General features: G+C 63.0%; 24 protein-coding genes. 8 read left to right on the top strand and 16 right to left on the bottom strand.

What is annotated here, in order from left to right:
- Positions 1-62 precede the first annotated feature (62 nt).
- The 4 genes from AC4BBN_RS13810 to AC4BBN_RS13795 all read left to right on the top strand — a co-directional run bounded on the left by AC4BBN_RS13810 (position 63) and on the right by AC4BBN_RS13795 (position 4,881).
- A complete protein-coding gene (locus tag AC4BBN_RS13810) occupies positions 63-1,748 on the top strand; it encodes an FAD-dependent oxidoreductase (RefSeq protein ID WP_490592540.1) in 1,686 nt (561 codons plus the stop codon).
- Positions 1,749-1,972: 224 nt separating this feature from the next.
- The gene (locus tag AC4BBN_RS13805; RefSeq protein ID WP_490592539.1) at positions 1,973-2,599 is read left to right on the top strand and encodes an NIPSNAP family protein; all 627 of its coding nucleotides are present in this window, start codon (positions 1,973-1,975) and stop codon (positions 2,597-2,599) included.
- A gap of 16 nt (positions 2,600-2,615) precedes the next feature.
- The gene (locus AC4BBN_RS13800) at positions 2,616-3,419 is read left to right on the top strand and encodes a sugar phosphate isomerase/epimerase family protein (RefSeq protein ID WP_490592538.1); all 804 of its coding nucleotides are present in this window, start codon (positions 2,616-2,618) and stop codon (positions 3,417-3,419) included.
- A 61-nt stretch (positions 3,420-3,480) separates the two neighbouring features.
- Positions 3,481-4,881, top strand: a complete 1,401-nt coding sequence (locus tag AC4BBN_RS13795; RefSeq protein ID WP_490592537.1) for an MBL fold metallo-hydrolase RNA specificity domain-containing protein — start codon at positions 3,481-3,483, stop codon at positions 4,879-4,881.
- A gap of 131 nt (positions 4,882-5,012) precedes the next feature.
- Here AC4BBN_RS13795 and AC4BBN_RS13790 read toward each other — a convergent pair whose 3' ends face one another.
- From AC4BBN_RS13790 to AC4BBN_RS13780, 3 genes are all read right to left on the bottom strand, one after another.
- Positions 5,013-5,300 carry a hypothetical protein gene (locus AC4BBN_RS13790; protein ID WP_490592536.1) on the bottom strand — a complete coding sequence of 96 codons (288 nt, stop codon included), beginning with the start codon at positions 5,298-5,300 and terminating at the stop codon, positions 5,013-5,015.
- 179 nt (positions 5,301-5,479) lie between these two features.
- Positions 5,480-5,788, bottom strand: a complete 309-nt coding sequence (locus AC4BBN_RS13785) for a BON domain-containing protein (protein ID WP_490592535.1) — start codon at positions 5,786-5,788, stop codon at positions 5,480-5,482.
- 322 nt (positions 5,789-6,110) lie between these two features.
- Entirely contained in the window at positions 6,111-7,091 is a 981-nt protein-coding gene (locus tag AC4BBN_RS13780) for a helix-turn-helix domain-containing protein (protein ID WP_490592534.1), read from the bottom strand.
- 122 nt (positions 7,092-7,213) lie between these two features.
- On the opposite strand from AC4BBN_RS13780, the gene AC4BBN_RS13775 reads away from it, so the two are divergent.
- Both AC4BBN_RS13775 and AC4BBN_RS13770 read left to right on the top strand, forming a co-directional pair.
- Positions 7,214-7,735 carry a cysteine hydrolase family protein gene (locus tag AC4BBN_RS13775; RefSeq protein ID WP_490592533.1) on the top strand — a complete coding sequence of 174 codons (522 nt, stop codon included), beginning with the start codon at positions 7,214-7,216 and terminating at the stop codon, positions 7,733-7,735.
- A 44-nt stretch (positions 7,736-7,779) separates the two neighbouring features.
- The gene (locus AC4BBN_RS13770) at positions 7,780-8,124 is read left to right on the top strand and encodes a nuclear transport factor 2 family protein (RefSeq protein WP_490592532.1); all 345 of its coding nucleotides are present in this window, start codon (positions 7,780-7,782) and stop codon (positions 8,122-8,124) included.
- Between the two features lie 380 nt (positions 8,125-8,504).
- Here AC4BBN_RS13770 and AC4BBN_RS13765 read toward each other — a convergent pair whose 3' ends face one another.
- From AC4BBN_RS13765 to pedF, 3 genes are all read right to left on the bottom strand, one after another.
- Positions 8,505-9,476 carry a YVTN family beta-propeller repeat protein gene (locus tag AC4BBN_RS13765; protein ID WP_490592531.1) on the bottom strand — a complete coding sequence of 324 codons (972 nt, stop codon included), beginning with the start codon at positions 9,474-9,476 and terminating at the stop codon, positions 8,505-8,507.
- A 97-nt stretch (positions 9,477-9,573) separates the two neighbouring features.
- Positions 9,574-10,461 (bottom strand): substrate-binding periplasmic protein, encoded by an 888-nt coding sequence (locus AC4BBN_RS13760; protein WP_490592530.1) that lies wholly within the window; start codon positions 10,459-10,461, stop codon positions 9,574-9,576.
- Positions 10,462-10,505: 44 nt separating this feature from the next.
- The gene (pedF, locus tag AC4BBN_RS13755; RefSeq protein WP_490592529.1) at positions 10,506-10,994 is read right to left on the bottom strand and encodes a cytochrome c-550 PedF; all 489 of its coding nucleotides are present in this window, start codon (positions 10,992-10,994) and stop codon (positions 10,506-10,508) included.
- A gap of 317 nt (positions 10,995-11,311) precedes the next feature.
- Between pedF and AC4BBN_RS13750 the strand changes: the two genes are divergently transcribed.
- Positions 11,312-13,351: a sigma-54-dependent Fis family transcriptional regulator gene (locus AC4BBN_RS13750; protein WP_490592528.1), complete on the top strand. Its 2,040-nt coding sequence runs from the start codon at positions 11,312-11,314 to the stop codon at positions 13,349-13,351.
- A gap of 62 nt (positions 13,352-13,413) precedes the next feature.
- On the opposite strand, the gene AC4BBN_RS13745 is transcribed toward AC4BBN_RS13750, so the two are convergent.
- The 6 genes from AC4BBN_RS13745 to AC4BBN_RS13720 form a co-directional block, all read right to left on the bottom strand.
- Positions 13,414-13,746: a c-type cytochrome gene (locus AC4BBN_RS13745; protein WP_490592527.1), complete on the bottom strand. Its 333-nt coding sequence runs from the start codon at positions 13,744-13,746 to the stop codon at positions 13,414-13,416.
- Positions 13,747-13,823: 77 nt separating this feature from the next.
- Entirely contained in the window at positions 13,824-15,521 is a 1,698-nt protein-coding gene (locus AC4BBN_RS13740) for a PQQ-dependent methanol/ethanol family dehydrogenase (protein WP_490592878.1), read from the bottom strand.
- A 286-nt stretch (positions 15,522-15,807) separates the two neighbouring features.
- Positions 15,808-16,791: an FAD:protein FMN transferase gene (locus tag AC4BBN_RS13735; protein ID WP_490592526.1), complete on the bottom strand. Its 984-nt coding sequence runs from the start codon at positions 16,789-16,791 to the stop codon at positions 15,808-15,810.
- Positions 16,788-18,926, bottom strand: coding sequence for a 4Fe-4S binding protein (locus tag AC4BBN_RS13730; RefSeq protein WP_490592525.1), 2,139 nt, complete (start codon positions 18,924-18,926; stop codon positions 16,788-16,790). The genes AC4BBN_RS13735 and AC4BBN_RS13730 overlap by 4 nt, the downstream gene beginning before the upstream one ends.
- 1 nt (position 18,927) lies before the next feature.
- The gene (locus AC4BBN_RS13725) at positions 18,928-19,752 is read right to left on the bottom strand and encodes an ABC transporter permease (RefSeq protein ID WP_490592524.1); all 825 of its coding nucleotides are present in this window, start codon (positions 19,750-19,752) and stop codon (positions 18,928-18,930) included.
- Positions 19,734-20,936: an ABC transporter substrate-binding protein gene (locus AC4BBN_RS13720; protein WP_490592523.1), complete on the bottom strand. Its 1,203-nt coding sequence runs from the start codon at positions 20,934-20,936 to the stop codon at positions 19,734-19,736. The genes AC4BBN_RS13725 and AC4BBN_RS13720 overlap by 19 nt, the downstream gene beginning before the upstream one ends.
- A gap of 138 nt (positions 20,937-21,074) precedes the next feature.
- On the opposite strand from AC4BBN_RS13720, the gene AC4BBN_RS13715 reads away from it, so the two are divergent.
- Positions 21,075-21,839, top strand: coding sequence for an ABC transporter ATP-binding protein (locus AC4BBN_RS13715; protein ID WP_490592522.1), 765 nt, complete (start codon positions 21,075-21,077; stop codon positions 21,837-21,839).
- Between the two features lie 18 nt (positions 21,840-21,857).
- Here the strand turns inward: AC4BBN_RS13715 and AC4BBN_RS13710 are convergent, their stop codons facing one another.
- The 4 genes from AC4BBN_RS13710 to AC4BBN_RS13695 form a co-directional block, all read right to left on the bottom strand.
- Complete coding sequence (locus AC4BBN_RS13710) at positions 21,858-22,229, bottom strand: DUF779 domain-containing protein (protein WP_490592521.1); 372 nt, start codon at positions 22,227-22,229, stop codon at positions 21,858-21,860.
- 66 nt (positions 22,230-22,295) lie between these two features.
- The gene (gene adh, locus AC4BBN_RS13705; RefSeq protein WP_490592520.1) at positions 22,296-23,816 is read right to left on the bottom strand and encodes an aldehyde dehydrogenase; all 1,521 of its coding nucleotides are present in this window, start codon (positions 23,814-23,816) and stop codon (positions 22,296-22,298) included.
- Between the two features lie 237 nt (positions 23,817-24,053).
- Positions 24,054-24,680, bottom strand: a complete 627-nt coding sequence (locus AC4BBN_RS13700) for a response regulator (RefSeq protein ID WP_490592519.1) — start codon at positions 24,678-24,680, stop codon at positions 24,054-24,056.
- A gap of 10 nt (positions 24,681-24,690) precedes the next feature.
- Positions 24,691-26,049, bottom strand: coding sequence for a histidine kinase (locus AC4BBN_RS13695; protein WP_490592518.1), 1,359 nt, complete (start codon positions 26,047-26,049; stop codon positions 24,691-24,693).
- Positions 26,050-26,110 lie beyond the last annotated feature (61 nt).

The following is a 26,110-nucleotide window of genomic DNA, read 5'->3' as shown; positions in this document are numbered from 1 at the left end:
GCCCGGCAAAGCCGGCTCTGCGGTGTTCTGGTGGACAGACAGGCACGTAATCAGGCAGGCAGATGATTGAAATGCAAGCTCCAGCTTCTTCCTGCGACCTTTTGGTGATCGGCTCCGGCGCTGGCGGTTTGTCTGCCGCCGTCACGGCTGCCCATCTGGGCTTGAAGGTGTTGGTGGTGGAAAAGGAAGCTCAGTACGGCGGCACCACCGCCTGGTCGGGCGGCTGGATGTGGATTCCGCGCAACCCGCTGGCAACTGAGGCCGGCATCGTTGAGGACATCGCCCAACCCACGGCGTATCTGCAGCAGGAGCTGGGCGCGCAGTTCGACGCGGCGCGGGTCCAGGCCTTCTTGCAACAAGGGCCGCGCATGGTGGAGTTCTTCCGCAGCCACACCGCCCTGCAGTTCATCGACGGCAATGGCGTGCCCGACTTCCACGGGCGCAACCCGTTTGCGGCCAAGGGTGGCCGGTCAATATGCGCCGCGCCGTTTGATGGCCGCCGCCTGGGCGCGCACATCCAGCAGCTGAAGCCGCCGCTGGCCGAGACCACGCTGTGGGGCATGGGCATTGCATCCGGTGCGGAGCTGCGGCATTTCTTCAACGCCATGCGCAAGCCCGCGTCGCTCTGGTTTGTGAGCAAACGGGTGCTGTGCCACTTCGCCGATCTGCTGCGCTACCGGCGCGGCATGCGGCTGGTGAACGGCAATGCGCTGGTAGCCGGCCTGGCCGCTTCGGCCTTTGCCAAGGGCGTGGAGATTCGCACCAGCAGCCCCGCGCAGCGCCTGCTGGTCGAACACGGCTGCGTGCTCGGCGCGGTGGTCAACGGCACGGAAATCCGCGCGCGCTGCGGCGTGGTACTGGCCTGTGGCGGCTTTCCGCATGACGCGGTGCGCAAGCAAGATCTGCTGGACCATGAACATTGGTCGGCCGCATCGCGCGGCAACACCGGCGACGGCCTGCGCCTGGGCGAGTCGGCAGGAGGCCAGGTGGCGCGTGACGCGGCGCAGGCGGCAGCGCTGGCCCCGGTGTCACTGGTGCCGCAGGCGGACGGCAGCTTCGCGCATTTCCCGCACCTGGTGGAGCGCGCCAAGCCGGGCCTGATCGCGGTAACAGCGAATGGCCGGCGCTTCACCAACGAAGCGGATTCGTATTTCGACTTTGTGCGCGGCATGCTGGCGACCGCACCCAGCGGCCAGCCGGTGCAGGCCTGGCTGGTCTGCGACCACGCCTTCATCCGCCACTACGGGCTGGGCGCAGTCAAACCCGCCCCCATGCCCATGGGCGCCATGCTGCGCAGCGGCTACCTGCAACGCGGCAACACCCTGGCTGATCTGGCGCTGGCCTGCGGCATCGACGCTGCGAACTTGCAGGCCACGGTGCAGCGCTACAACCAGCAAGCACTGGAAGGCCGTGACGCTGACTTCACCAAGGGCGAGACCCCCTACAACCGCGTGCAGGGCGATGCCGGTGCCGGCCTGGCCAACCCCTGCATGGCGCCGCTCACCCAAGCGCCGTTCTACGCGGTAAAGATCGTCCCCGGCAGCCTGGGCACCTTCGCCGGTCTGCGCACCAATGCCAGCGCCCAGGTGCTGGACGCGCGCGGCTATCCCATTCCCGGCCTGTACGCCGGTGGCAACGACATGCACAGCGTGATGGGCGGCAGCTACCCCAGCGGCGGCATCACCCTGGGGCCGGCGATGACGTTTGGATTCATAGCCGCGCATCACGCCGCTGGCGTGAATTTATAAGAAATAGCCTGGTTAGCTACATGCCTCAGACACACCACCACAACCGTTCGCCCTGAGCCTGTCGAAGGGCTCTATCAGCAAGCCCTTCGACAGGCTCAGGGCGAACGGGGTCGTTCATGTGCGTACTTGCAATCTGAGGCATGTAGCCAATCAGGATAAATCGGCCTCCAGCGCAAGCAATACCTGCGCAAGCAGCTCTTAATTCAATAGCAAAAGGAATATCCATGTACTACGAACTCGCCACCATGACCCTGCCCTTTGGCACCGCCGGGCACGCCGCCACCAACGTGCAGGCCTACACCACCGCGCCCGATGCAGGCGGTGAGCTGCTGGGCTGCTGGTTTACCGACATCGGCCAGCTGAACCAGATGATCGTGCTGCGCGGCTTTGCCGACCTAGGCGCGCTGCAGGCCGAGCGCGAGCGCACGCAAAAAAGCGCCGACCCGTTTGGCTGCGGCAGCATCTTCCAAAGCCTGGAGCAGCACAGCTACCACGGCTTTCCGTGGATGAAGCCGGTGCGGCCTAGCGCAGAGTCCGGCATCAGCGGCCCGGTGTACGAGATCCGCACCTACGGCATCAAGACCGGCGGCGTGCAGGCCACGATTGATCTGTGGGAGCAGTACGTGCCGCCACGCGAAACACTGTCGCCCTGCGTGGTGGCCATGGTTGCGCTGGACGGCCCGCTGCGCTTCACCAACATCTGGTCCTACCCCACGCTGGACGCACGCAGCAAGGCCCGCGCCGACGCCGTGGCCCAAGGCATCTGGCCACCCAAGGGTGGGCCTGCGCACCTGACGACCAACATGTTCTCCACCATCGCGATGCCCACGGCGGTATCGCCGCTGAAGTAAAGCGGGGAGGCTAAGCATGCGCACCTACTCCCTGGCCTACCTCACCGCCTCCGGCCTCACGCCGCCGCAGATGTTGGCCGCCGCCGCACAGCTGGGCTACCGCCATGTCGGCATGCGGCTGCAGCCCAATATGCCGGGCGCGCCGCACCAGGTCTTGCTGGGCGATGCGGCCATGCTGCGCGAAACCCTGGCGGTGCAGCGCGATACCGGCGTGGGCGTGTTCGATATTGAAATCATCCGCATCGGAGCCGACTTCGACCCGCAGGCGCACCGCCCGCTGCTGGAGGCCGGCGCCGCCCTGCAGGCCAAGGCCGTGCTGGTGGCCGGCGACGACCTGGACCTGCCGCGCCTGGCCGACAGCTACGCCCGGCTCTGCGCCTTCATGCAACCTTTTGGCATGACGGCCGACCTGGAATTCATGCCCTGGACCGCCGTGCCCGACGCCCAGGCTGCGCTGCGCACCGTGCGCGCCGCGGGCAGCCCGGCGAATGCCGGCATCCTGGTCGACGCGCTGCATTTCGCCCGCTCCCACACCACGCTGGACGACCTGCGCGCCCTGCCGCGCGAACTACTGCACTACGCACAAATCTGCGACGCGCCCGCAGGCAAAGACTTCACGGTAGAGCAGATGGTCCACACCGCGCGCTGCGAACGCCTGCTGCCCGGCGAAGGCGGTATCGATCTGGCCAGCCTGTTCCATGCGCTGCCGGCAGACCTGCCGATCAGCGTAGAGGTGCCGCACCAGCTGCGGGTGGCGCAGCTGGGCGATGTGGAATGGTCGCGCCTGGCGCTAGAGGCGTCGCGCAAGCTGCTCGGTTGACCAAGGTCAACACGAGCGCCATCGCGAAGCAGATACTGGGCCTCCACTCTGGAGGCGACGTATGAAGCTGACATTTATCGGGGCCGCGCAAGAAGTCACCGGCTCCTGTTATTTGGTGGAAACTGACTCACTCAGGTTCCTGGTGGACTGCGGCATGTTCCAGGGCGGGCGCGAAGCCCGGGTGCGCAATCTGCAGGCCTGGACCTTCGACCCGCAGCAGATCGACTTTGTACTGCTAACCCACGCCCACATCGACCACAGCGGACTGCTGCCCCGGCTAAGCGCGCTGGGCTTTCGCGGGCCGATCTACACCACCACGGCCACCGTGGACCTGCTGTCCGTCATGCTGCTAGACAGCGCATTCATCCAGGAAACCGACTGGGCGCGCGCCCAGCGTAAAAACCACGGCCAGCACAAGCTGGCGGCCACGCCCGCACCGCTGTACACCGTGGCCCAGGCCCAGGCCTGCCTGGAGCAACTCAAAGGCGTTGCCTACGACGAAGATGCGCAGCCGCATGCCGCCCTGCGCTGCCGCTTTCGCGATGCTGGCCACATCCTGGGCTCGGCCATCCTGGAGCTGTGGCTGACCGAAGGCAGCAAAACTACCAAGCTGGTGTTCTCCGGCGACCTGGGTCAGCCCGGGCGGCCCATCGTGCGTGACCCGACCACCATCGACAGCGCCGACGTGCTGCTGGTCGAATCCACCTACGGCGACCGCCTGCACCGGCAGATGAAGGAAACCGTGGACGAACTGGTCCAGGTGGTGGAAGACACGCTGCGCCGGCGCAAGGGCAACATCATCATTCCCGCCTTTGCGCTGGGCCGCACACAAGAGGTGCTGTGGCTGCTGGCAGACCTGTGCCGTCAAGGCCGGCTGCCCAGGCTGAAGGTGTATGTCGACTCCCCCATGGCCACCAAGGCGACGGAAATCACCTGGCGCCACAAGGAGGTGCTGGACGACGAAACCCGGGCCTACCTAGTGCCCAAAGACACCCTGCCCCGCTGGATCGACCTGCACTTCACGCAAACCGTAGAAGAGTCGATCGCGCTGAACGACATCAAGGCCGGCGCCATCATCCTCTCGGCCAGCGGCATGTGCGACGCGGGCCGCATCAAACACCACCTGAGCCACAACCTGGGGCGGCCGGAGTGCGCCATCGTCATCATCGGCTTTCAGGCCGAAGGCACGCTGGGCCGCAAACTGGTGGACGGCGCCAAACGCGTGCGCATCTTTGGCGAAGAGCATGTGGTGCGGGCGCAGATCCACACCATCGGCGGGCTGTCAGCCCACGCGGACCAGGCGGCTTTGCTGGGTTGGCTCAAAGGCTTTACGAAGCCGCCCCAGCGGACCTTTGTGGTCCACGGCGAGGCGCAAACCGCACGCGGATTTGCCGACCAAATATCCCACACGCTAGGCTGGAACGTGGAGGCCCCTACGCCCGGCACGCAGGTAGCGCTGTGACCCGTCCGCGCCGGCGGGCGCTGTTCAGCTGGCGCTGCGGCGCATGGCCACCGCTTGCTTGACCTGCGGGATCAACAGGGTTTCCAGGCCGCTGATGCCATGTGCTTGGGCGATGAGTTGCTCGTCCACGATCAGCGCAAAGTAACCACGCGTGCCTGCCACTGGCGCACCGGCTTGGCCGTGCCATCCAGGTAGCCGTAGGCGGTGCTGGCCACCTCCAGGCTGTCGCCCTGCCGCTGCACGCCCGCCAGGCTGAGAAAGCGGTCGCGCGGGTCGCCTTCCACCGACACCAGCCAGGCGCCTTCGATCAGCCAGGCGGGGTCTGCCGGCGGGGCTGCCAACGCCGTACGCCCGACGGCCCATACCAGGGGCAAGCTGCCGAAATAAGCCAGAGTCGTACGGCGGTGCAGGTTGAACATAAGCGGCTCCCAGAGCAACACACGATTCTGGGATGTCTGGCCCGTTGCGTCAAACCCCAGAGGGTGCACCGTCAACCGCAAAACGCCGCAGCCACCAATGCCAACGGCACCTGCTATTTTTCAATAGCAGGTGCCGTTGGCTGTACCAGCGTGCGGGCGGCTTGAGGCCGCAAACGCGATTACTCGTTGATGTCGCTGGAGAAGGTGCGCACAGCGCTGTAGGCATTGGCTACGCCGGGCACGGTGCTGGCCACATAACGGGCCTTGGCTTCTTCTTGCGGGCCTTGGGCCCAGCCGTGCAGGGTGATGCTGCCGTTGTCGGCGGTTACGGTCAGGTCCTTGGCGTCGCTGCCCAGCTTGCTGCTCAAAGCGGATTGGACTTGGCCTGCCAGGTCAGCGTCGTTGGAGGCTGCATGTGCGGGCAAGAAAGCGCCAGCGGCCAGGGCGAACAGAGCGGAAGCGGCGATGCGGTGGATGGAGCGGGTCATGGTGGAATCCTTGGGGTTGTTACACCGACATTGGTGCAACTTGTTTCGGTGTGGTGATCTTCCCAAGCGGCAGCCAATGGCGTGTTGCTACAGCGGCGCGCCAGATTTCAACTGCAACCCGGGGTGAAACCCGGAGTCTTCCATTTACTATCAAGTTGATAGCTGCTCGCGCTGGCTCCAACTGCGCTAGAGCCGCTTTTTATATAAATTTCAAGTACATGAAGATGCTTCAAAAAGACGGTATGCCCGTTTGTGATTAGCGACTTGCGTCCCGGGGGTTTCAGCAGCGTGCCATGCCCTAGGAATTCGTGCTGATCCACGGTCAGACCGTTGCGAAGGTCTTTCGCCACTGACTGGGCGATACACCCACTGATTGGCGGAATTGCAGGCGAAATGACTCGGCAGAGCCGAAGCCAGTCTGCTCGGCCACGCGCTCGATGCTCAGTGGTCCACGCTCCAGCAGGCGCTGCGCAAATTGCATGCGCTCTGCCAGCAACCAGACCTGTACCGATGTGCCGGTCAAGGCCTTGAATTGCCGGGTGAGGGTTCGGCGGCTGAGGCCGGCCTCCTGTGCCAAAGAGTCCAGGCTGTGTGGTTCATGAAGCCGCGCACGCACCTCGTCCATCAGTCGGCCCAGCCGAGTGCCGGTGCGGGCCTTTGGCATGGGCTGCTGGACGAATTGCGCCTGGCCCCCTTCGCGGTGCGGAGGTATCACGAGCCGCCGCGCCAACTGATTGGCGCGTTCGCCTCCCAACTGCTGTCGCACCAGATGCAGGCATGCATCCAGGCCCGCGGCGGTGCCTGCAGAGGTAAGTACGCGCCCCTCCTGTACGTAGAGCACGTCAGGCTCCACCCTGATATCCGCAAAACGTTGGGCAAACAGTGGGGCGTATTCCCAGTGCGTGGTGGCCCTTCCGCCTGCCAACAGACCTGCCTCGGCCAGCACATGACTGCCCAAGCAAAGCCCCACGATGGTGGCACCGCGGGCATGGGCAGCGCGCAGGGCGCGCAGCAGCGCCTCAGGGGGCCGCTCGTTGACGTCTCGCCAACTCGGCACGATCACCACCTCGGCCTTTTGCAGGGCGCGTAGCGATCGCAGGGCCGTCAAGGCAAAGCCTGCGCTGGTTCGCACGGGTGCTGGGTCAACGCTGCAGACCACGAGGTCAAATGGGTTGTCTGGCTCCAAACCCTCGCCGAACACCACGCAAGGCACTGACATATGAAATGGGCTGACACCTTCGAACACCACTACCGCCACCAGGTGGCGAAGCGGTTGCACTACGGGAGCGGAGGTCAATGGCATTGGTTCAAAAGAAGCAAGAACAGGTTGGCCCGATCTTACCGATGTTTGACTATCGGGCCTATGGTCGATCTTTCCTGTTTTCGGAAGAATCAAGACCTCACTCCATACTCTAGAGAACTCCCATGTCCAAACCAGCCTTGCTACTGATCGATCTGCAGAATGACTACTTTCCGGGCGGTGCGTTCGCGCTGTCAAACACTGACGCCGCCTTGGCCGCTGTGGAACGGGCGATTCGCCATGCACAAGCAAAGGGTCTGCCGGTGGTTCATGTACAGCATGTGGCCGACGCCGCGCAGGGCATCGCCCCTTTCTTCAACGCCGACACCGAAGGCGTGAAGATCCATCCACGCATCTTGGCCGCCGCACCGGATGCGCCGGTGGTGGTCAAGCATTTCGCCGACAGCTTCGAGCGCACCACGCTGCACGCGACACTGCAGGCACTGGGGGCCACCGAGTTGGTGCTGTGCGGCATGATGACGCAGAACTGTGTGACCCACACCGCGCTGTCCCGCCAAGCCGATGCCTACGAGCGAGTGACGGTGCTCACCGACGCCTGCACCACTGTCAGCGAGATGCTGCATGCCATCGCCCTGCATGCGCTATCGACCCGTGTTCAATTGGTCGACTCTGCGTCCAACTGGTGACAAGTTACGTTGCCCAGCCAATCGCCTATCCGAAAGTTGGCCCCGTGACTCTGTTGAGCCCAATGCGTTTCGTGTTGGCATGCCTGGCCGCTCTGGCTGCGATTCCGGCGACTGCCGGGCAGACGCCCAAGCAAATCGTGACGGCGTTCTTTGACCTCGCCTTCGTGCAGCGCCAACCTGTCGAAGCCGCGCGCAAGTACATCTCAGCCGATCAATACATCCAACACAACCCCGGTGGGGCTGATGGCCGCGCAGCGTTCATCGAAGGATTTGCGGCTTACGTCGAGAAGACCGATTTTCGTTGCGACATCAAGCGGGTGATCGCCGAAGGCGACCTGGTAGTTGTGCACAACCATTGCAAGGAAAACCCGGCTGATGCCAACGATTGAGGCAGCTCCGTTGTGGACATCTTCCGGGTTGACAAGGGCCTGATCGTCGAACACTGGGACGTGGAACAGGCGGTGCCGGCGCAACCCAAGAACCACAACACCATGTTCTGACGGCGGCTCAGGTAGGGGCGCAAGTACGGGGGAGTTGCCCCGCGCGGGACAGAGAGCCTCCATTACCCGTTGATGTCGCTGGAGAAGGTGCGCACAGCGCTGTAGGCATTGGCTACGCCGGGCACGGTGCAGGCCCTATGGATAACAAGGTGAACCACCAGTTTGGCGGCCGCAATGTGTATTGGAACCAGCCGGACGGGCACCAGTGGGAGATTTTGACCGTGAGCTACGCGCGCCAGCCTGCGGGCGGATAGGCGCCCGAAGCAGCGTCAGTTCGCCAGGATAGTGTGCGGTACGCGCCCGACCGGCACGGTCTTCAAGGCCTTGCCGTTTTCGGTGTTGATGATGGTCATGTCGTCCGACATGCCGTTGGCCACGTACAGGCGCGAGCCGTCCTTGCTCAAGGCCACGCCCCAGGCGCGTTTGCCGACCAGCACGACGCGGCGCACGGTGCGGGTGGCCACGTCTACCTCGGCCACATGGTTGGCGCGCCCTAACGCCACCCAAACGGTCTTACCGTCGGGCGTCATCAGCATGCCGACGGGTGTGATGTCGGAGGCGCGCATGCCCTGCAGCTGGAAGGGCAAGGTCTGCTTCACCTTCATGGCGCGGGTGTCGATGATGCTGACACTGGCGCCCAGCTCGTTGGTCACCCACAGTTCGCTGCCGTCGGGGCTTAGCGCAAAGCGCCGGGGGCGCATGCCTACCTTTACCTGCCCTGCGAGTTTGCGCGTGGCTACGTCCACGGCGTAGACGGTGTTGGCTGCCTCGGAGGTGACGTAGACAAACTTGCCGTCGGCAGATGCCAGTACGCCCTCGGGCTCGGCACCGGTTTTGACGGAAAACAGCGGCTTCTTGCTGGCCAGGTCGTAGGCGGCCATCTGGCTGTCTTCTTCGATGGACACATAGGCGGTTTTGCCGTCGGGCGACAGGGAGAAGATCTCCGGGCTGTCGCCACTGGGTACGGTGTCGATCAGCTTGCCGGCCTGCACATCGACCACGCCGATCTGGTTGCTGTCGCCGCAGGCCACCATGATCTGTTGCCCACCCTGCGCCCAGGCCATATGGCGGGGTCGCTGGCAGGTGCGGATGGTGCGGATGGGCTTGCCCTCGGGGTCCATTTGCAGGATCTGGTGGTCTTTTTCGCTGCTGACAAAGATGTCGGCGGTGGCCTCCAGGCTGAGGCTAGACAGGCAGGCCGCCAGGCACAGCGAGCAGGCGGCTTTCAATAGCGTTTGCATTCGGTAATCCTTAAGAAGGCTGGCTGTCACTTTTTGACGCAACCAGGCCAGCAACTGTGCGCTGTGCTCCAGGCTGCAACAGTGGTACCGCTGGTGTTCAGGGTGCAGCCAGGGTCAAGCCGCGCGACTGGAACAGTGCCAGCAACTCGCCCTGTTGGCGCAAAGCACCTAGCGCGTCGTCCAGCGCCTTGGCCAGTTCTTTGTTGCCGGCCTTGACGGCCATGCCCAGCGGCCAGCCATTGGGCGGGATGCCGGGCAGCACGAGTTTGGAGAAAGCCCAGTCCTGCTTATTCAGCTTCAGCTCGAACACTGCCGCCTCGGCCTGTGCCAGCGTGACAAAAGCCACGTCCGACTGGTGGGCCAGCACGGCTTTGGCCGCGTCCACGCCGGTCTTGTAGAGGGAAGTGTGGGCGCGCAGCAGGCCGCCCTTGTAGCCCATCAAGGCGCTGGCGGCACCACTGCCCTGCTCCACCGCGATCTTCTGCTCCGCCAGGTCTTCCGGGTTGTACACCTGGGGCAGCGCCTGGGGGTTGTGCAGTACCACCAGGTGTTCGCGCGCGTAGGGCGCGAAGATGAAGGCCTGGCGGTTTTCTTCCATGAAGTATTTGTCCACCGGCACATGCAGCATGACATCGGCCGGGCCGTAGCCCAGGTAGTGGCCGCGCCAGACCATGTTGCGCAGGTCGTCGTTCATGTTCTCGCCGGAGTCAAAGGGCAGCAGCGAGGCGTTGAGCTGCATTTGCTTCGCCAGGGCCTGGGCCAGGCCCACGTCCAGGCCCGCCATGCCGGATGCACCGCCATCGGAGTAAGGCGCATTGTCTTTGTACAGCGCGACTTTGAGGATGCCGCTGGCCTTGATCTTCTCCATCGCCGTGCGCTCCTGCGACCAGGCCTGCGGGGCGGCGCCCAGCATGATGGGCAGGGCACCCAACATGGTTCTACGCGATAGCAAACGGGCGGGAGCCCGCGTTGGCAGATGTTTCAAGAGTGTCTCCGGTTGTAGTTGTAAGTCTGGGAATCGCGCCGGCTTCAGGGTTCCCGGCGGGTTTCCAGATAGGTCTTGATGGCCCAGATGGCCTCTTGCGTCAGGATGCCTTCGAACGGCGGCATGTAGACCCGCCCGTCACGCGCGCGCCCACGGCGCACGGTCGAGAGGAAGTAGTCGTCCATTTCCTTGAAGCAAGCCTGCTTTTTGGCAGCGTCTGCCAGCCCCATGCAGTCCGCATCAATCTTGCGCAGGTCGGGTGAAATCCCACCCGAGATGGCCTCCAGCCCGTGGCAGCGCGCGCAGTTCTGGTTATAGGCCGAGGTGCCTATGCGCAGCGCCTCTTTGTGGCCGTCGCCGGTGGAGTACGGGTTACTCTCCATCCATTGGCTGCCTAGCTGCGGCAGGGTGTGGGTATCGACGGATTGCGGCACCACGTCACCGTGCGCCATGGCCGAAATACTACCCAGTGACAAGCACAAGGCCAGGGTGGCGGCCACCCAGGCTCCACCACGTTGCAGGAAAGATGTCATACGCTGTCTGTCTCCATATTTTGTTGATGATGCTTAGATTCAGCAAATACCGCGCCAGTGCCAGGCAGTCCCCCACGGCGGGTTTGGAGGCCATACCAGCGCCCGGCTTCCCGCATCTGTGCCAATTTGCAGCACCCCGGTGTACCGTGGCTGGCGAGCATCTTGCGTTGCCATGACTGCTGTAACAAAACGGAGCAAAATACATGGCTGACAGACCCCACAGCGGCTCCGCCGATTCCAGATTTCCGGAGACATGCAACACAGATTGCCCCGAGAAAAACAACTGGCATTGGCAAGAAGTGCCACCCGGAGACAACATGATCGAAAAAAGTTTTTCTGCGGAGCCCGATGCCGCAGGCGGTATCCACGCAGACAGCCCCCTCTATTCGGCGCTGATAGGTTCGTCCCGCCAGCGCTCACGGGACTACGGGCTGGATGAGCATGACCGCCCAGACCTTTCACGGGCTGCACGTGGCCTTATGAACCAGGCCCTGGAAGAAAACCGCTTTCTCTACCAGCATGCAGCGCCTGTCATGGAAACGCTGTACGAGCAAATCGCCAACACCCACAGCATGGTGTTGCTAACGGCGCGCAGCGGCATGATTCTGCATTCGCTGGGCGACGCAGATTTCTTGGAAAAGGCCTCCCAGGTCGCCTTGCAGCCAGGCGTGGACTGGTCTGAAAAAGGCAAAGGCACGAATGCAATTGGTACCGCGCTGGCCGAGGAAAAGCCCATCGTGGTCCACGGGGACCAGCACTTCCTGCAGGCCAACCGCTTCCTGACTTGCTCCTGCACACCGATATTCGACCCGTACGGCAAAGTTATTGGCGCGCTCGACGTGACCGGCGACCACCGCAGCTACCACCAGCACACCATGGCCCTGGCGCGCATGTCCGCACAGATGATCGAAAACCACATGTTCGCGGATGTGTTCCACACCGAGATCATGGTGCGCTTTCACACCCGCGCCGAGTTCCTGGGAACGCTGATGGAAGGCATTGCGGTGTTCGACCCGGAAGGACGCTTCATCACCGCCAACCGCAGCGCGCAGTTCCAGTTCGGCATGTCCAGCGGTGCCTTGGCGGCACACACTTTTTACTCGCTGTTCCGCATCTCCACCTCGCAGTTCCACGACCGCGTCCGACAGGCCAAGGGCAACGTCATCTCGCTGTGCCTGCACAACGGCGTGACCATCTGCTGCCGCGCAGAACACAAGACGTCGCGCGCGTTTGAGACCGTCAACTTCTCGGGCGGCGATATGGTGCGCCCCGATGCCACGCCCAAGAGTGACAGCAAGACATCCAACAGTGATCTACGCGCGCAACAAAAGGCATCGCTGTCCAGCCTGCGCTACCTCGACACCGGCGACACACAGATCTCGGCGGTGATCGAGAAATTGCAGATGGTGCGCGGGCGCGACATCCCGATCATGATCCTGGGTGAAACAGGTACCGGCAAAGACTTGCTGGCGCAGGCCATACACAACGACTCGCCGCGCGCCAACCACAACTTCGTCTCCGTCAATTGCGCCTCGATTCCCGAGACGCTGATCGAGTCCGAACTGTTTGGCTACGAAGAAGGCGCCTTCACCGGTGCCAAGCGCAAGGGCGCCATCGGCAAGGTGCAATTCGCCCATGAAGGCACCTTGTTTCTGGATGAAATCGGCGACATGCCCAAGCACCTGCAGGCGCGCCTGCTGCGGGTTTTGCAGGAGCGCAAGGTCAGCCCCCTGGGAGCGGGAAAAGAGGTTGAGGTCGATGTGGCCGTGATCTGCGCCACCAACAAGAACCTCAAGGAAATGATTGCCCGGGGCGAGTTCCGCGAAGACCTGTACTACCGGCTCAACGGCCTGGTGGTGCGCCTGCCGGCCTTGCGCGAACGGCAGGACCTGGAGGTGGTGGCGCGCAAAATCCTGGCCAGCGTGAGCCAGGCTTCGGTGCCCATGGGCATCTCCAAGGAAGTGATGTCTGTGCTGCGCCAGTACCCCTGGCCGGGCAACTTCCGCCAGCTGTTCAATGTGCTGCGCACGGCCGTCGTTATGGCAGGCAGCTCCGAATACCTGCAGATCGGCCATCTGCCCGAGGAGTTTCTGGATGAGCTGAACTACGTCGGCGCGCGGCCAACCGAGACCGCAGGGTCTCCCGTCGAGATCCGGGTGGAAACCCCGGCGGGTTCGGTGCCAACACCTGCCCCTGCCCGGGAAAACCACAACCTGGAGAGCGTGGCCCTGGAAGCCATGGCCCAGGCGCTGCGTTCGACCCGGGGCAATGTGTCGGTGGCGGCCAAACTGCTGGGCGTGTCTCGCAACACGATCTACCGCAAGAAGGCGCTATTGCCCGACGACATCTGGGATTGAGATATGGGCAGTGCTGTAGGTATCTCTACAGCACTGCTCGGCCCCGGCCTGCGGGACCGAATTTATTTCTGTACGGTAAGAATCCAGCGTGCCAGCAGGTTGAGGTCGTCCTTGCCCAGCGCGGCATGCGGCGGCATCGGAATGCGGCCCCATTTGCCCTTGGATCCGTACTGAATGGACTGCGCCAGCGAGGCTACCGCATCCTTGTCGTCGCTGTATTTGGCGGCTACGCTGGAGTAGGACGGACCGACCACTTTTTCCGCAGCAGAGTGGCAGCTGAAACAACCGCTGCTTTTGGCCAACTCCATTGCCGACTTGGCATCCGCCTGGCTCAAGGGCTGTGACGCATGGACGGCCCCCATGGCCATCAAAAGGGGGATTGCTAGGATTTTCATATAACAACTCAATCAAAATAAAACCAGGTTCTGGCCGGGCCGCTGAGCATCCGGCCAGAACCGCGAGGCAGGACGCCTTAGGACTTGGGCAGCTTGAAGGTCCAGACCGAACCGCCTTGTTCAAGGAAGTTCACTTTCTTGGCCACTTCACCACCCCACAAAGGCACAGCACCACCCCAGCCGGACACCACGCTCACGTACTGGTCGTTGCCATCTTTCCAGGTGATAGGAGGGGCCACCACGCCAGAGCCGGTCTGGAACTGCCACAGCACCTTGCCGGTCTTCGCATCGGCGGCCTTCAGGTAGCCTTCTGGCGTACCCCAGAACACCAGATCTCCGGCAGTGGTCAGCACGCCACCCCAGAGCGGCGCGCTGTTCTTGACTTCCCAGGCCACATTGCCGGTCTTGGGATCGATCGCGCGCAAGGAGCCAATGTGGTCTTCAAACAAAGGCTTGATGGTGAAGCCAGCACCCAGGTAGGCACCACCCTTTTTGTAACTGATGGGCTCGTTCCAGATCTCCATGCCCCACTCGTTGGTGGGTACGTAGAACAGCTTGGTTTTGGGGCTGTAGGCCATGGGCATCTGGTTCTTGCCGCCAAGGAAGCCGGGCGCTGCGAACACAGATGCGCCCTTCTTGCCGTCGCCGCCCTCTGCCGACGGATCTCCCGGACGGTTGGCAGGATCGAAGTTGGGTCGGCCGGTTTTCAAGTCGATGCTGGTGGCCCAGGTGGTCTTCTTGACGAAGGGGAAGGCGTTGAGCAACTTACCTGCGGTCGCGTCGATCACGTAGAAGAAACCATTGCGGTCGGCCTTGCCGCCCACGCGTTTTCCGTCCATGTCGAAGGTCACAAACTCGTTCACGCCGTCAAAGTCCCAAGCATCGTTGGGCGTGCCCTGGTAGTGCCAGACGATCTTGCCAGTCTTCACGTCGATGGCCACAGTGGACGCGGAATACAGGTTGTCGCCCTTGCGCACATGGCTGTTCCAGGGGCCGGGATTGCCGGTGCCGAAGTAGGCCAAACCGGTCTTCGCGTCGTAGGTGCCGCCCAGCCAGGTGGCAGCGCCACCGGTCTTCCAGGTCTCGCCGGGCCAGGACGCATTGGTAGTGCCGGTGATGCCGTTTTCCTTGCCGTTCAGGTAACCCATATGGCCTTCGACCATGGGGCGGCTCCAAACCAACTTGCCGGTCTTGGGGTCGCGTGCCTCAACACGGCCTACCACGCCAAATTCGCCGCCGGACACGCCGGTCAGCAGCAGGCCCTCGGCGATCAGCGGCGCAGCGGTGTAGCTGTAGCCAGCTGAATAGTCGTCGATTTTTTCACGCCACACCACCTTGCCGGTGTTCTGGTCCAAAGCCACCAGCTGCGCGTCCAACGTACCGAAAATCACCAGGTTGTCGTAGAGCGCGGCGCCACGGTTCACCACGTCACAGCAAGGCATGATGCCCTCGGGCAAGCGGTGCTCGTATTTCCACAGCTTCTCGCCGGTCTTCACGTCGATGGCAAAGATGCGTGAGTACGAAGCCGTGACGAACATCTTGCCCTTGTAGACCAGGGGCTGCGATTCCTGGCCGCGCTGCTTCTCGCCACCAAAGGACATGGACCACACGGGCGCCAGCTTGCTGACGTTGCTGGTGTTGATCGTGGTCAGGGGAGAGAAGCGTTGACCCTGGGTACCGAGGCCCCAGCTCAGCACGGATTCTGGATGCGTCGCATCCCCTGCAATCATGGCGTCGGTAACCTGCGCCGACACTTGCGTGCCTGCCGCCACCATGAGTAAGCCGAGAAGTTTTCTGTTCACAATCGTGTCTCCTGTTTATTAGCTGGCTCGAAATACCGCCTCTTCAAGGGCGGTGACATCGGTTCCCGCCTTGCACATCGCAAAGCCATCAACCACCTGCATTTGCGCAATATGTATGCCAGTGGATTTGAGGTTTATTTCGCCCTGGATCTACAGGTAAAACCGAAGCAACTGCGCCATCTGCAAGGTGAGGGTCGAGCCAGGCTGCTGCACTCTGCAACACTGTTCCAATATGAGCCAGTGGACGGAACAACCAAGCTCAGGCGGGCAGCAGCGTGACACCCGGCGTGGCCTGCCAAACGCCTTTTTTATCGACCACCAGCACATCCACATTCCAGACCTTGGCCAGTTGCAGGGACTGTTTGAAGCCAGCAACAAACATCACCTTGGTCAAGGCGTCGGCCAACACGCAACTCGGAGCCAGCACACTTACGCACGACAGGCCAGACGGTGAATAACCGGTCGCAGGATCGAAGATGTGGTGGTGCTGGAAGTCGGCACTGAAGCTGCACTGGCTGTCCGCCGAGGTCGCCACACAGCGCCCGTCCAGGGCGATGCGCGCCAGCACAGCCTGCGCATCACGCGGATCGGCTAGGCCCAAGGTCCAGGGCCGGTCGGGCGCAGGCGCACCCAAGGCCGCCCATTCCCCGGTATCGATCAAGGCATGCTGTATGCCCAGGGCCTGCAAACGCGCACGCACCCGGTCCGCCGCGTAGCCCTGCGCAATGCCGTTGAGGGTAATGCCCATTCCCTGCTGCTGCAACGCGATGCCATCTTCCGCAATCTGCAACTGCCGCCAATCGACCCGCTTGCGCGCGCTGCGCACTGCCCCGGGTGTAGGCAGCCGACCCTGGCTTTGGGCAGCCTCAAAAACCGTCCACAGGGGTTGCACCGTCACGTCGAATGTGCCGTGGCTGCGCGCCGATACCGATTGGGCAATACGCAAAATTTCGACCAAATCGGGATGTGGATTTTGCAAACTACCGCTGCGGTTGAGTTCGCAGATCGCACTGTTGGGCCGGAAGAGGCTCATTTGGTCTTCGATCTGCCGGATGGCGTCGCGGACTGTGTCGAGCGCATGCTCCGCCAGCGCGGCATCCGCATGGCCCACACGGACCGTCATGGCAGTGCCCAGACCCGTCAGCGTGCGCGCATGCCATTGCAGGCCATCAGGCTGCCGGGCCTGGGACAGGCCGGCACCGCACAGGCCGATGGAAGTCTGGAGAAAGGTACGGCGCTTCATGCTGTGTCTCCGGCGATGGCGGTGAGCGGAACGATGGGTATCACCAACTTCTGGGCGGCTTTGCGTTTGCCGTTGAAAACCGGCACACAGAGTTCGTCACTCTCGTAGATCACCACGCAATCCATGCACTGGAAGCACTCGCCATAGTCCACCTTACCAGCCTTGTCGATGGCCTGGTAGGCGCAGTCGCTGCGGCAGCGCTGGCAGGGCTTGCCGCACTCCACACGTCGTTTGATCCAGTCGAAGCGGCGCAACCGGCCCAACAGCGCCATGCCCGCGCCCAGGGGGCAGAGGTAACGGCAATAGCCCTTGTAGAAAAAGGCACTCAGGCCGACGGTGAACACCGCCCACAGCACGAACGGCCAGGCGCGCACGAAGTTCAGCGTGATGCTGGTCTTGAAGGGCTCGACTTCCACCAGCCGATCGCTCCAGGTTACAGACACACAGGCCGACAACAAGATGCCCGCAAGGATGAAATACTTGAGCAACTTCAGCCGCGCATCCAGCTGCGTCGAGACGCGCAGTTGACGGATGCCAAGCCGCAGCGTCAACTTGCTGACCAGCTCCTGCAACGCGCCGAACGGGCACAGCCAGCCGCAAAACGTGCCCCGCCCCCATACAAAGAAAGTGACCGCCGCAAAGGCCCACAGCAGCACCGTCATCGGGTCGTACAAAAAGAACACCAGGCTCCGGTGTGCCAGCACGGCCTGGATGACGGCGACGAAATTCACCACCGACAACTGGCCCTGCGCGTACCAGCCGATGAAGACCAGTGTGAACAGCAGATAACCGGTGCGGAAGACTTCCAGCCGGCGCTGGCTGGCACCCAGCCACTCGGGCTTGCGCAAGGCCCAAGCGAGCACGCCAAGACCGAAAAGCAATAAGCCCACTTCTGGCCAACGCCCGGTCCAGCTGCTGCGCCAGGTCTTGGCATCGGTTGCCGCCGCCTCGACATAGCGGCTGGGCAGCTCGGCGCGGAAGACCAAGGGCTGGCGTACCACCTCGGGGTAGATCTGTCCCTTGCTGCGCGTGACCAGCAAGGCAAAGTCCAGCGGCGCCGCCGGGTCCAGGCCCGCCGGGGCGATCACCCGAAACACGCTCACCTGCGCGCCGGCCATTGACTCTGGTAAGCGCAGGCGGGCATCCAGGTCCAGGTCGCGCAGTTCCAGCGGCAGGCCCTGCTGGGTCAGGGTCAAGCGGTCGGGCACCGTGCCGCGCATGAAGTTCTCGCCCAGCACTGGGTAGCGGCCCTTCCCCACCATCAACAAGGCGTGGTCGCCGGGGTCTAGTCGCTTTTGCAGGTACTGCCAGTCGGCCGCACTGAGCAGATTGCGCCCCACCGACGGCACGTCCAGATAGGCAAAGTACAGCTCCTGGAAGCTCTGCTGCGGCGCGGCCAGCGCCTCGGCATCCAGGCCTTCGCCTGCCGTTCCCTGGAAGGCTTTTTCGATGTCGCTGTTGCGGAACACGTGCCGGGTCAGCAGCCGGGCACCGAGCAGACCGTCCCAGTCCATGGCGTTGAAGACATCGGGGCGGATGCGGGCGATCAGATCGGGGTCCTTGCCCGCGCCATAACCCATCTTGGCGCGCGCCACCTTGAGCGATGCCGCCAGCAGGCTCTGGTTAAGTATGCGCACCGACGCCGTGGCTTTGGCCACGCCATCGATATACACATTGGCGCTGGTGGCCTTGTCGGCCCCGCTCTGGTTGGAGCCGATCTTGATGCTTTGCTTGACGGACAGCTGGGTGTATTGCTCGACAAACTTGAATAGCGGCTTCTCACCCAGCCCGTCCAGAAACACCGGCTCGTGCTGCGACAGCACCCGGACATCCATGAACTTGCCGTCGGTATCTAGCGCTACCAGCAGATTGAAGGGAGTCCCCGAGAAACCCGGGATCGCCGCCAGGTCGATCGATTCAAAAGCATAGGCCACGACGGGCGTGCTAGTGGCAGACTGCTTGAAGATCGGCCACACCGGCAGATCGCGGTCCTTCTCGCCCACGATCAGCGGCGGCGGAAAGGCTTTCTCCATCGCGGCCCGGTCCATGGTGCCGGCCTGCGCCAGGCCCGCCACCAACGGCACCAGCAGAACCACGATCGGCTTCAGGCACAACAGCAGCAAGTGCATACCCATACTAGCCTCGCTGCCGTATCCAGCCGCGCTGCGGATCGTAGCCGCGCAAGGCCAGAGCGAAGAACACCACGCCACACACCGCCACCACCGCCAGCGAATCACCCTTGAACTGGCCCTGCATGGCAAAACGCAGCAGCTCCACCATGTGGGTGAAGGGGTTGAACTGCGCCAGCTCAAACAGCCACAAGGCGCCCGACTCCTGCAGCTTCCACAGCGGGTACAGGGCCGAGCTGATGAAGAACATCGGGAAGATCACAAAGTTCATCGCCCCGGCAAAGTTCTCCAGCTGCTTCACGTAGACCGACAGCATCAGCCCCAGCGCAGCCAGCATGGCGGCGCCCAGGGCCATGGTCGGCAGCGCCCACAGCCAGGCCCAGCCATCGGCCTCCACCCCGAAGGCCCAGGCGACCGCTAAAAAAACCAGCATCTGCAGCAGCGACAGCACCGTTGCAGCACCTAGCTTGAAAGCCAGCAACCAGCCACGCGCCAGCGGCGCCGTGAGCAGCAAGCGCATGACGCCCATCTCGCGGTCGTAGACCATGGAGAGCGAACTCTGCATGCCGTTGAACAGCGCGATCATGCCTAGCATGCCGGGCAGCATATAGACCTTGTATTCGATATAGGTCTCGTAGGGTGGAATGATGGCAATGCCAAACACATTGTGGAAACCGGCCGAGAACACCACGAACCACAGCAGCGGCCGCACCAGGGACGATGCAAGCCGCGCAGGCTGGCGCAGGAACTTCATCAGCTCCCTGCCCACCACTGCGCGCAGGGCCCGCGCCAGATGCGGGATCAAGGGCGTGGTCATTGTTGCTTCTTGCATGTGCTTTCCTTCTGGTCCACGCCCAGGGTGTCCAGCACTTCGGTGGGGTGCAACACACCGTCAAAGGGCGCGCTGCCCGCGACACCGTCGGCGTGGCCCAAAAAGATGGGCTGGCGCAACTGCCCGTCCCAGGGCCGGAACGACAGGCGCGGCCCCTTGTAGCCGTCCACAAACACCTGCCCACTGCGCAACAGCTTGAGCTGCTCGGCCACCGTGGCCTTGGGCTGTTCTGTCAGCACGGCCACGATGGACTTGACCGCTATCCAGGCAGCCCAGTCCTGCGCCGCCATGGGCCGGTGCGCGAAGCGTGTGAACCGCCTTGACAGTTGCGGCCCGCCATTGCGCTCCCATTGCGGATGCCAGGCCATGGCGGTCAGCCCGTTCGAGCCCACCACAGGCCGGGGCCATTGCGTGGTGTAGGGCAGTGCGCGTGCAAACTCGCCCTCGCTGTCCAGCACCACCACCACGTCATAGCCCTTGTCGTTGGTGAGCAAACGGGTATTGCTCAGGTCGCGTTCGCGCGGATCGCCAGACAACTTGAACTGCACCGTTTTGTTAATCTTCAAGCCATAGCGCTTGGCCGAGCGCAGGAAGGCATCCAACTGCAGCTTATCCTGCGGCTGCTGGCCGTACAGCAGCAGCGCCTGGGTCCAGGAGCGGGCGGCAAGATACTGCACCAGCGCATCGCTGAGCATCTGCCGGCTCGGGTAGGTATGCAGCAGGTACGGCGCGCAAGCCGTGCCGCGCAGCGCATCCGCCGCCGAGCCGATATTGAACAGTATGGGTGCATCGGGCCCCGTGGCGGCGCTGCTGGCAAGCTGCTGCAGGTCGGCATCGGGTAAGTCCAGCAGCACATGGCCGACCTTCGCGGCCTTGAGCTGGGCCATCACGCGCGGCAGATCGGCCGCGTTGCTGGCCATGAAGACCTTGAGCTGCAGGCGCTGGCCCGAGACCTCCAGCTCGGCCTCGGACTCGTCCAGCGCCACCCGCGCGGCATCGGCCGGGCGGCCAATGGGGTGGTCGGGATAGCCGTGTTCAAGTTGGCGGACCTGGTAGCGCGCATCGTCCTCCAGTCCCACCACCGCGACAGTCCAGGGCGCGGCGCTTGCCCATTGACAAGCGCACAGCCACAGCCCCACGGCAGCCCGCGCCAGGCTGCGTATCGCACACGATTTTGTCTCCATCGGCTTCTCTTTTTTATGCGCCACAGAATGTGACGAGCAAGTGTTAACCGCAAGAAAAATGCCACTCCGGGTAAGCCCTCCGTGGAACAACATTTGCTTGAAAGGGTGTGGCACACCGCCCACCACCGCAGGCTCTCCATGACCATCCAAGTCCCACTCGTCGATGCGCCTAGCGTGCTGCGCGCGCGCAATATCTCCAAGTCCTATGGCGCGAGGCCGGCCTTGAAATCGGTGGATCTGTGCCTGCGGCCAGGGCAGTTCGTCGCGCTGCTGGGGCCGAACGGCGCGGGCAAGTCCACGCTGCTGCAGATACTCAGCGGGCTCTTCGTGGCCGACAGCGGCCAGCTGTACATACTCGACAATGACATGCGGACCCAGGCCACCCGGGCACTGGCCCGTCTGGGCATGGTGTTCCAGCAGTCGTCGCTGGACCTGGACCTGAGCGTGCAGGCCAACCTGCTGTTCCACACCGACCTGCATGGCATCCCGCGCAAGACCGCCCTGCCGCGCATCGCCGATGGGCTGCAACGCCACGGCCTGCAGGCCCAGGCCAAAACCACCGTGCGCGCACTCTCGGGCGGCAACCGGCGCAAGGTCGAGCTGATCCGTGCGCTGCTGCACCGGCCCCGGCTACTGCTGATGGACGAAGCCACTGTGGGCCTGGACCCGGCGTCGCGGCACGAGCTGATCGCTGCGGTGGAACAGCTGGCGCGCAGCGAAGGCGTGGCCATCCTCTGGGCGACGCACCTGGTGGAAGAGGTCCGCAACGCCGACCAGTTGGTGGTTCTGAACCAGGGTGCGGTGGTGTTCGACGGACGGCCCAAAGACCTGGTCACGCAGACCCAGGCCGCCAATCTGGAGCAGGCCTTTCTGCAGCTCTGCCCCTCCCTGCACGCGGCCTGAACCGGCGGCAGAGCGGCCTCAGACCGGGCCTACTTCGCCGAACAGCTCCAGCATCTCGGCCTCGGTAAACACGCGCGAACGGGTGTGGAAGGCCTTGCCTTCCGGGCCTTCGAGCGAGAAGGTGCCACCGTGGCCTTCGATCACATCGATGATGAGTTGGGTGTGCTTCCAGTAAGCGTACTGCGCCAACCCGATGTAGAACGGGCAGCCGCCGATATCACCCAGGTATACATCGCCCGCGCCCATGGTGATCTCACCGGGCAGGTAACAGTTGGCGGCGCTGTTGTCACAGCAGCCACCCGACTGGTGGAACATCATGGCGCCGTGCTTTGTTTTCAGATACTCCACCAGCTCCAGCGCGGCCGGAGTGGCAATCACTTTGTCAACCATTTCGATCTCCAAGGAATAAAGGGGCCGTCGCCGGCCCCTTGTGTTTTTACCTACCTACGTTGGAGATCAGAAGAAGCCGAGCTTTTGCTCGCTATAGCTGACCAGCAGGTTCTTGGTCTGTTGGTAGTGGTCGAGCATCACCTTGTGGGTTTCGCGGCCAATGCCAGATTCCTTGTAACCGCCGAATGCAGCGTGTGCAGGGTACGCGTGGTAGCAGTTAGTCCATACGCGACCTGCCTTGATGGCGCGACCCATGCGGTAAGCCACATTGCCGTTACGACTCCACACACCGGCCCCCAGACCATATAACGTGTCGTTTGCAATTTCCAATGCTTCCGCTTCATCCTTGAACGTAGTGACTGCCAGCACCGGTCCGAAGATTTCCTCCTGGAAGATGCGCATCTTGTTGTGGCCCTTGAACAGCGTGGGCTGCACGTAGTAGCCGCCGGCCAGATCGCCGCCCAGCTGCGCCTGCGCGCCACCGATCAGCACTTGCGCGCCTTCCTGCTTGCCCAGGTCCAGGTAGGACAGGATCTTGGTCAGCTGCTCTTTGGAAGCCTGCGCGCCCATCATGGTGTCGGTGTCCAGCGGGCTGCCTTGCACGATGGCCGCCACGCGCTTGAGCACACGCTCCATGAACTTGTCGTAGATGGATTCCTGGATCAACGCGCGCGATGGGCAGGTGCAGACCTCGCCCTGGTTGAACGCAAACAGCACCATGCCTTCAATGGCCTTGTCCAGGAAGCCGTCGTCCTTGTCCATGATGTCCGCAAAGAACACATTGGGCGACTTGCCACCCAGCTCCAGTGTGGCGGGGATCAGGTTGTTGGCTGCGGCCTGCGCGATCACCCGGCCGGTGGTGGTGGAGCCGGTGAAGGCGATCTTGGCGATGCGCTTGCTGGTGGCCAGCGGCATGCCGGCTTCACGGCCATAACCATTGACGATGTTCAGCACACCAGGTGGCAGCAGGTCGTTGATCAGCTCGGCCACCAGCAGAATGCTGATGGGGGTGGACTCGGCGGGCTTGAGCACCACGCAGTTGCCCGCACCAATCGCCGGGGCCAGCTTCCAGGCTGCCATCAGGATCGGGAAGTTCCAGGGAATGATCTGTCCCACGACACCCAGAGGCTCCTGGAAGTGGTAGGCCACGGTGTTGTCGTCGATGTTGCTCAGCGCGCCTTCTTGCGAACGCAGACAGCCGGCAAAGTAACGGAAGTGGTCAATGGCCAGCGGAATATCGGCGTTCAGGGTCTCGCGGATGGGTTTACCGTTGTCCACGGTTTCAGCGTAAGCCAGCATCTCCAGATTGGCTTCCATGCGGTCGGCGATCTTGAGCAGGATGTTGGCGCGGTCTGCGGCGGGGGTGCGGCCCCAGGCATCGGCTGCCGCATGTGCGGCATCCAGAGCAAGTTCCACATCTTCGGCTGTGGAACGTGCCACCATGGTGTAGGACTTGCCCGTGACCGGGGTGATCACGGCGAAGTATTCACCCTTCGTTGGTGCAACCCACTTGCCGCCAATGAAGTTGTCGTATTGCGCTTTGTAAGCGACTTTGGCGCCAGCGGTGCCAGGTTGAGCGTAGAGCAAGTTTGTCTCCTTGAAATCTAATCGGATCGGAACGTTTCCCTTGCGGGCACTTACTCCATCTCACATCCTGTGCCAGCTGTCCAGCCGTACAGACAAACCCTTGATTTCATTGAAGAATGGCTGCGATTAGAGGTTTTCAGAGCAGCCCGACCGGGCCCTAGACAGTACCCCTGCTGCACAACTGCTCCATAAAGCAACAGTCTGTACCAGTGCCCGTTTCCAAACGGGACAGTCGTGTTACGCCGAAATATCAATCAGGCCGTGGCGTACCGCCAGCAAGGTCATTTCGGCCTGGTTGACCAGCCCCAGCTTTTGCTTGGTGTTGTAGAGGTGCGTCCCCACGGTAGAGCTGGAGAGCTTGAGGGTCTCGGATATCTGTGCCACGGATTGCCCGCGCGCCAGCTGCACGAACACCTCGAACTCGCGGGCCGAGAGCTTGTCCATCGGCCCCTTGTCGCCACTGATGGCCTGCACCGCGATGCGCTGGGCAATCTGCGGATCCACATAGCGCTGGCCTTTGGCCACGGCACGGATAGCGTCAATCAGCACCTCGGGCGCGCTGCGCTTGGACAGATAGCCCATGGCCCCCGCCTGCAAGGCCCGCATCGGATGGCTGATGTCCTCGTGTGCAGACAGGGCCAGTATGCGCACCCGCCCATCCTTGGCCACCAGGCGCTTGATGGCCTCGATGCCGCCCATGCCGGCCATGGCAATGTCCATCACCACCACGTCGGGCGCGGCCGCTGCAAAGGCCTGGCAGGCGGCCTCGCCACTGTCCGCCTCGGCAACCACCACAACGTCGTCCGATGCCTGCAGCAGCAGTTTGAAACCCATGCGCACTACCGCATGGTCATCTACCAACATGACTTTCACTTTATGCACCCATTGGTTTGAATTTCAAGGGCAAACGCACCCGCACCCGTACCCCGGCAGGCTCCATCTGGTCCAGGTCGAAGCTGCCGCCCAAAGCCTGGGTACGCTCGCGCATGCCCGACACCCCGTAGCGCCCCACCGCATTCCATTGGCCGATGCGGCCCACCCCGTCGTCCACCAGCTCCATACGCAAAGCTGCCCCTGCCGCATACACCCGCACGTCGATGCGCCGGGCTTGCGCGTGGCGCAAAGCGTTGCTCATCGCCTCTTGCACGATGCGGTACACCGCCGTCGCCAATGCATCGTCCAGCCGGTCCAGCGGCTCTGGCATCTCAAAGTTCAGCAGCACACCGGGGTGGTGCAACTGGCAGTCGGCCAGCATGTCGCGCAGCGCGTCGTGCAGGCCAAAACGGTCCAATGCGAGCGGGCGCAACTGGGCAATCAGGCGGTGCACGCTGTCGTAGATCTGGTCTGCGCACCCCATGACCAGTCGCGCAGATTGTTCGATCGTCGCGTCGCTGCCTGCCGCACGCCGGGCAATCGCCAGGCCCACGCTTTTGATGGCGGTCACCTGCTGGCCCAGTTCATCGTGCAGCTCCCGCGCAATCGCCGCCCGCTCCAGCTCTATCCGTCCGTGGATAGTCTGGGTCAGCTCGCGGTTATCGGCCAATGCCTGGGTTGCCGCCTTCGCCTCACGCTTGGCTTCTATGCTGTCCTGCACAGACTGTGCCATGTGGTTGAAGGCCAGGCTCACCAGGCGTCCTTCGCGGCCGGACAGGTCCGCCATGCGGGTGTCGTAGTCGCCCTGGGCCATCCGGCGCAGGCCCTGCATCACACGGTGCAAGGGCTTCAACACCTGGCCCACCAGGGCATAGACCAGGGCATTGCCCAGCACAAAGCCCGCCAGCACCATCCACAGCATCGGGCTCAGGTCATCCCAGCCATCCAGAATGGCACGCGAGGGATCGGCACGCAGAATGATCCGGCCGTTGGGCAGACCGATTTCCTGGGGCTGCAGCGGCGATGCCACCAGCTGGTTGTACCACTGCGGCGAGCTGCGCCCAGCCTTGTAGACCGGCGGTGGTGAGCGGTAGATCAGCGTGTCCTGGCCGTCGCGCAGCTCGACTTCGTTGGCCCGGATGCGGCCGACCTGGGCCAGAAACCCCGCCATGCCCTCCAGGCCACTGGCACCGTACACCCATTGCATACGTGAAAGCAGCTGGGTGGCCACCACATTCGCTCCCAGCACTTCTTCGTGCACGCTGCGCCGGACGTTGTCAATCTGCAGGCCAATCAGCACCGAGGCAAAAATGCCCAGCATGGCGGTGACGATCAGATTGAGTTGGAGTCGAAGGCTCATGGGTTCCCCGTTAGCGCTAACGCGACAAATGGGTCGCAAAACACCCTGTCTCTGCAAGTCC

Source organism: Rhodoferax sp. SPJ21 (genome assembly GCF_058216335.1).
This window is presented reverse-complemented; position numbering and strand designations above follow the sequence as displayed.

Excerpts from the sequence above, each read along its gene's own strand:
- AC4BBN_RS13795 (WP_490592537.1), top strand. The coding sequence starts at position 3,481 with ATGAAGCTGACATTTATCGGGGCCGCGCAAGAAGTCACCGGCTCCTGT.
- AC4BBN_RS13780 (WP_490592534.1), bottom strand. The coding sequence starts at position 7,091 with ATGCCATTGACCTCCGCTCCCGTAGTGCAACCGCTTCGCCACCTGGTG.
- AC4BBN_RS13735 (WP_490592526.1), bottom strand. The coding sequence starts at position 16,791 with ATGAAGCGCCGTACCTTTCTCCAGACTTCCATCGGCCTGTGCGGTGCC.
- AC4BBN_RS13800 (WP_490592538.1), top strand. The coding sequence starts at position 2,616 with ATGCGCACCTACTCCCTGGCCTACCTCACCGCCTCCGGCCTCACGCCG.
- AC4BBN_RS13720 (WP_490592523.1), bottom strand. The coding sequence starts at position 20,936 with ATGGAGACAAAATCGTGTGCGATACGCAGCCTGGCGCGGGCTGCCGTG.
- AC4BBN_RS13695 (WP_490592518.1), bottom strand. The coding sequence starts at position 26,049 with ATGAGCCTTCGACTCCAACTCAATCTGATCGTCACCGCCATGCTGGGC.
- AC4BBN_RS13790 (WP_490592536.1), bottom strand. The coding sequence starts at position 5,300 with ATGTTCAACCTGCACCGCCGTACGACTCTGGCTTATTTCGGCAGCTTG.
- AC4BBN_RS13740 (WP_490592878.1), bottom strand. The coding sequence starts at position 15,521 with ATGGTGGCGGCAGGCACGCAAGTGTCGGCGCAGGTTACCGACGCCATG.
- AC4BBN_RS13715 (WP_490592522.1), top strand. The coding sequence starts at position 21,075 with ATGACCATCCAAGTCCCACTCGTCGATGCGCCTAGCGTGCTGCGCGCG.
- AC4BBN_RS13745 (WP_490592527.1), bottom strand. The coding sequence starts at position 13,746 with ATGAAAATCCTAGCAATCCCCCTTTTGATGGCCATGGGGGCCGTCCAT.
- pedF (WP_490592529.1), bottom strand. The coding sequence starts at position 10,994 with ATGACATCTTTCCTGCAACGTGGTGGAGCCTGGGTGGCCGCCACCCTG.
- AC4BBN_RS13730 (WP_490592525.1), bottom strand. The coding sequence starts at position 18,926 with ATGGGTATGCACTTGCTGCTGTTGTGCCTGAAGCCGATCGTGGTTCTG.
- AC4BBN_RS13775 (WP_490592533.1), top strand. The coding sequence starts at position 7,214 with ATGTCCAAACCAGCCTTGCTACTGATCGATCTGCAGAATGACTACTTT.
- AC4BBN_RS13785 (WP_490592535.1), bottom strand. The coding sequence starts at position 5,788 with ATGACCCGCTCCATCCACCGCATCGCCGCTTCCGCTCTGTTCGCCCTG.
- AC4BBN_RS13810 (WP_490592540.1), top strand. The coding sequence starts at position 63 with ATGATTGAAATGCAAGCTCCAGCTTCTTCCTGCGACCTTTTGGTGATC.
- AC4BBN_RS13700 (WP_490592519.1), bottom strand. The coding sequence starts at position 24,680 with ATGTTGGTAGATGACCATGCGGTAGTGCGCATGGGTTTCAAACTGCTG.
- AC4BBN_RS13710 (WP_490592521.1), bottom strand. The coding sequence starts at position 22,229 with ATGGTTGACAAAGTGATTGCCACTCCGGCCGCGCTGGAGCTGGTGGAG.
- AC4BBN_RS13750 (WP_490592528.1), top strand. The coding sequence starts at position 11,312 with ATGATCGAAAAAAGTTTTTCTGCGGAGCCCGATGCCGCAGGCGGTATC.
- AC4BBN_RS13725 (WP_490592524.1), bottom strand. The coding sequence starts at position 19,752 with ATGCAAGAAGCAACAATGACCACGCCCTTGATCCCGCATCTGGCGCGG.
- AC4BBN_RS13805 (WP_490592539.1), top strand. The coding sequence starts at position 1,973 with ATGTACTACGAACTCGCCACCATGACCCTGCCCTTTGGCACCGCCGGG.
- AC4BBN_RS13765 (WP_490592531.1), bottom strand. The coding sequence starts at position 9,476 with ATGCAAACGCTATTGAAAGCCGCCTGCTCGCTGTGCCTGGCGGCCTGC.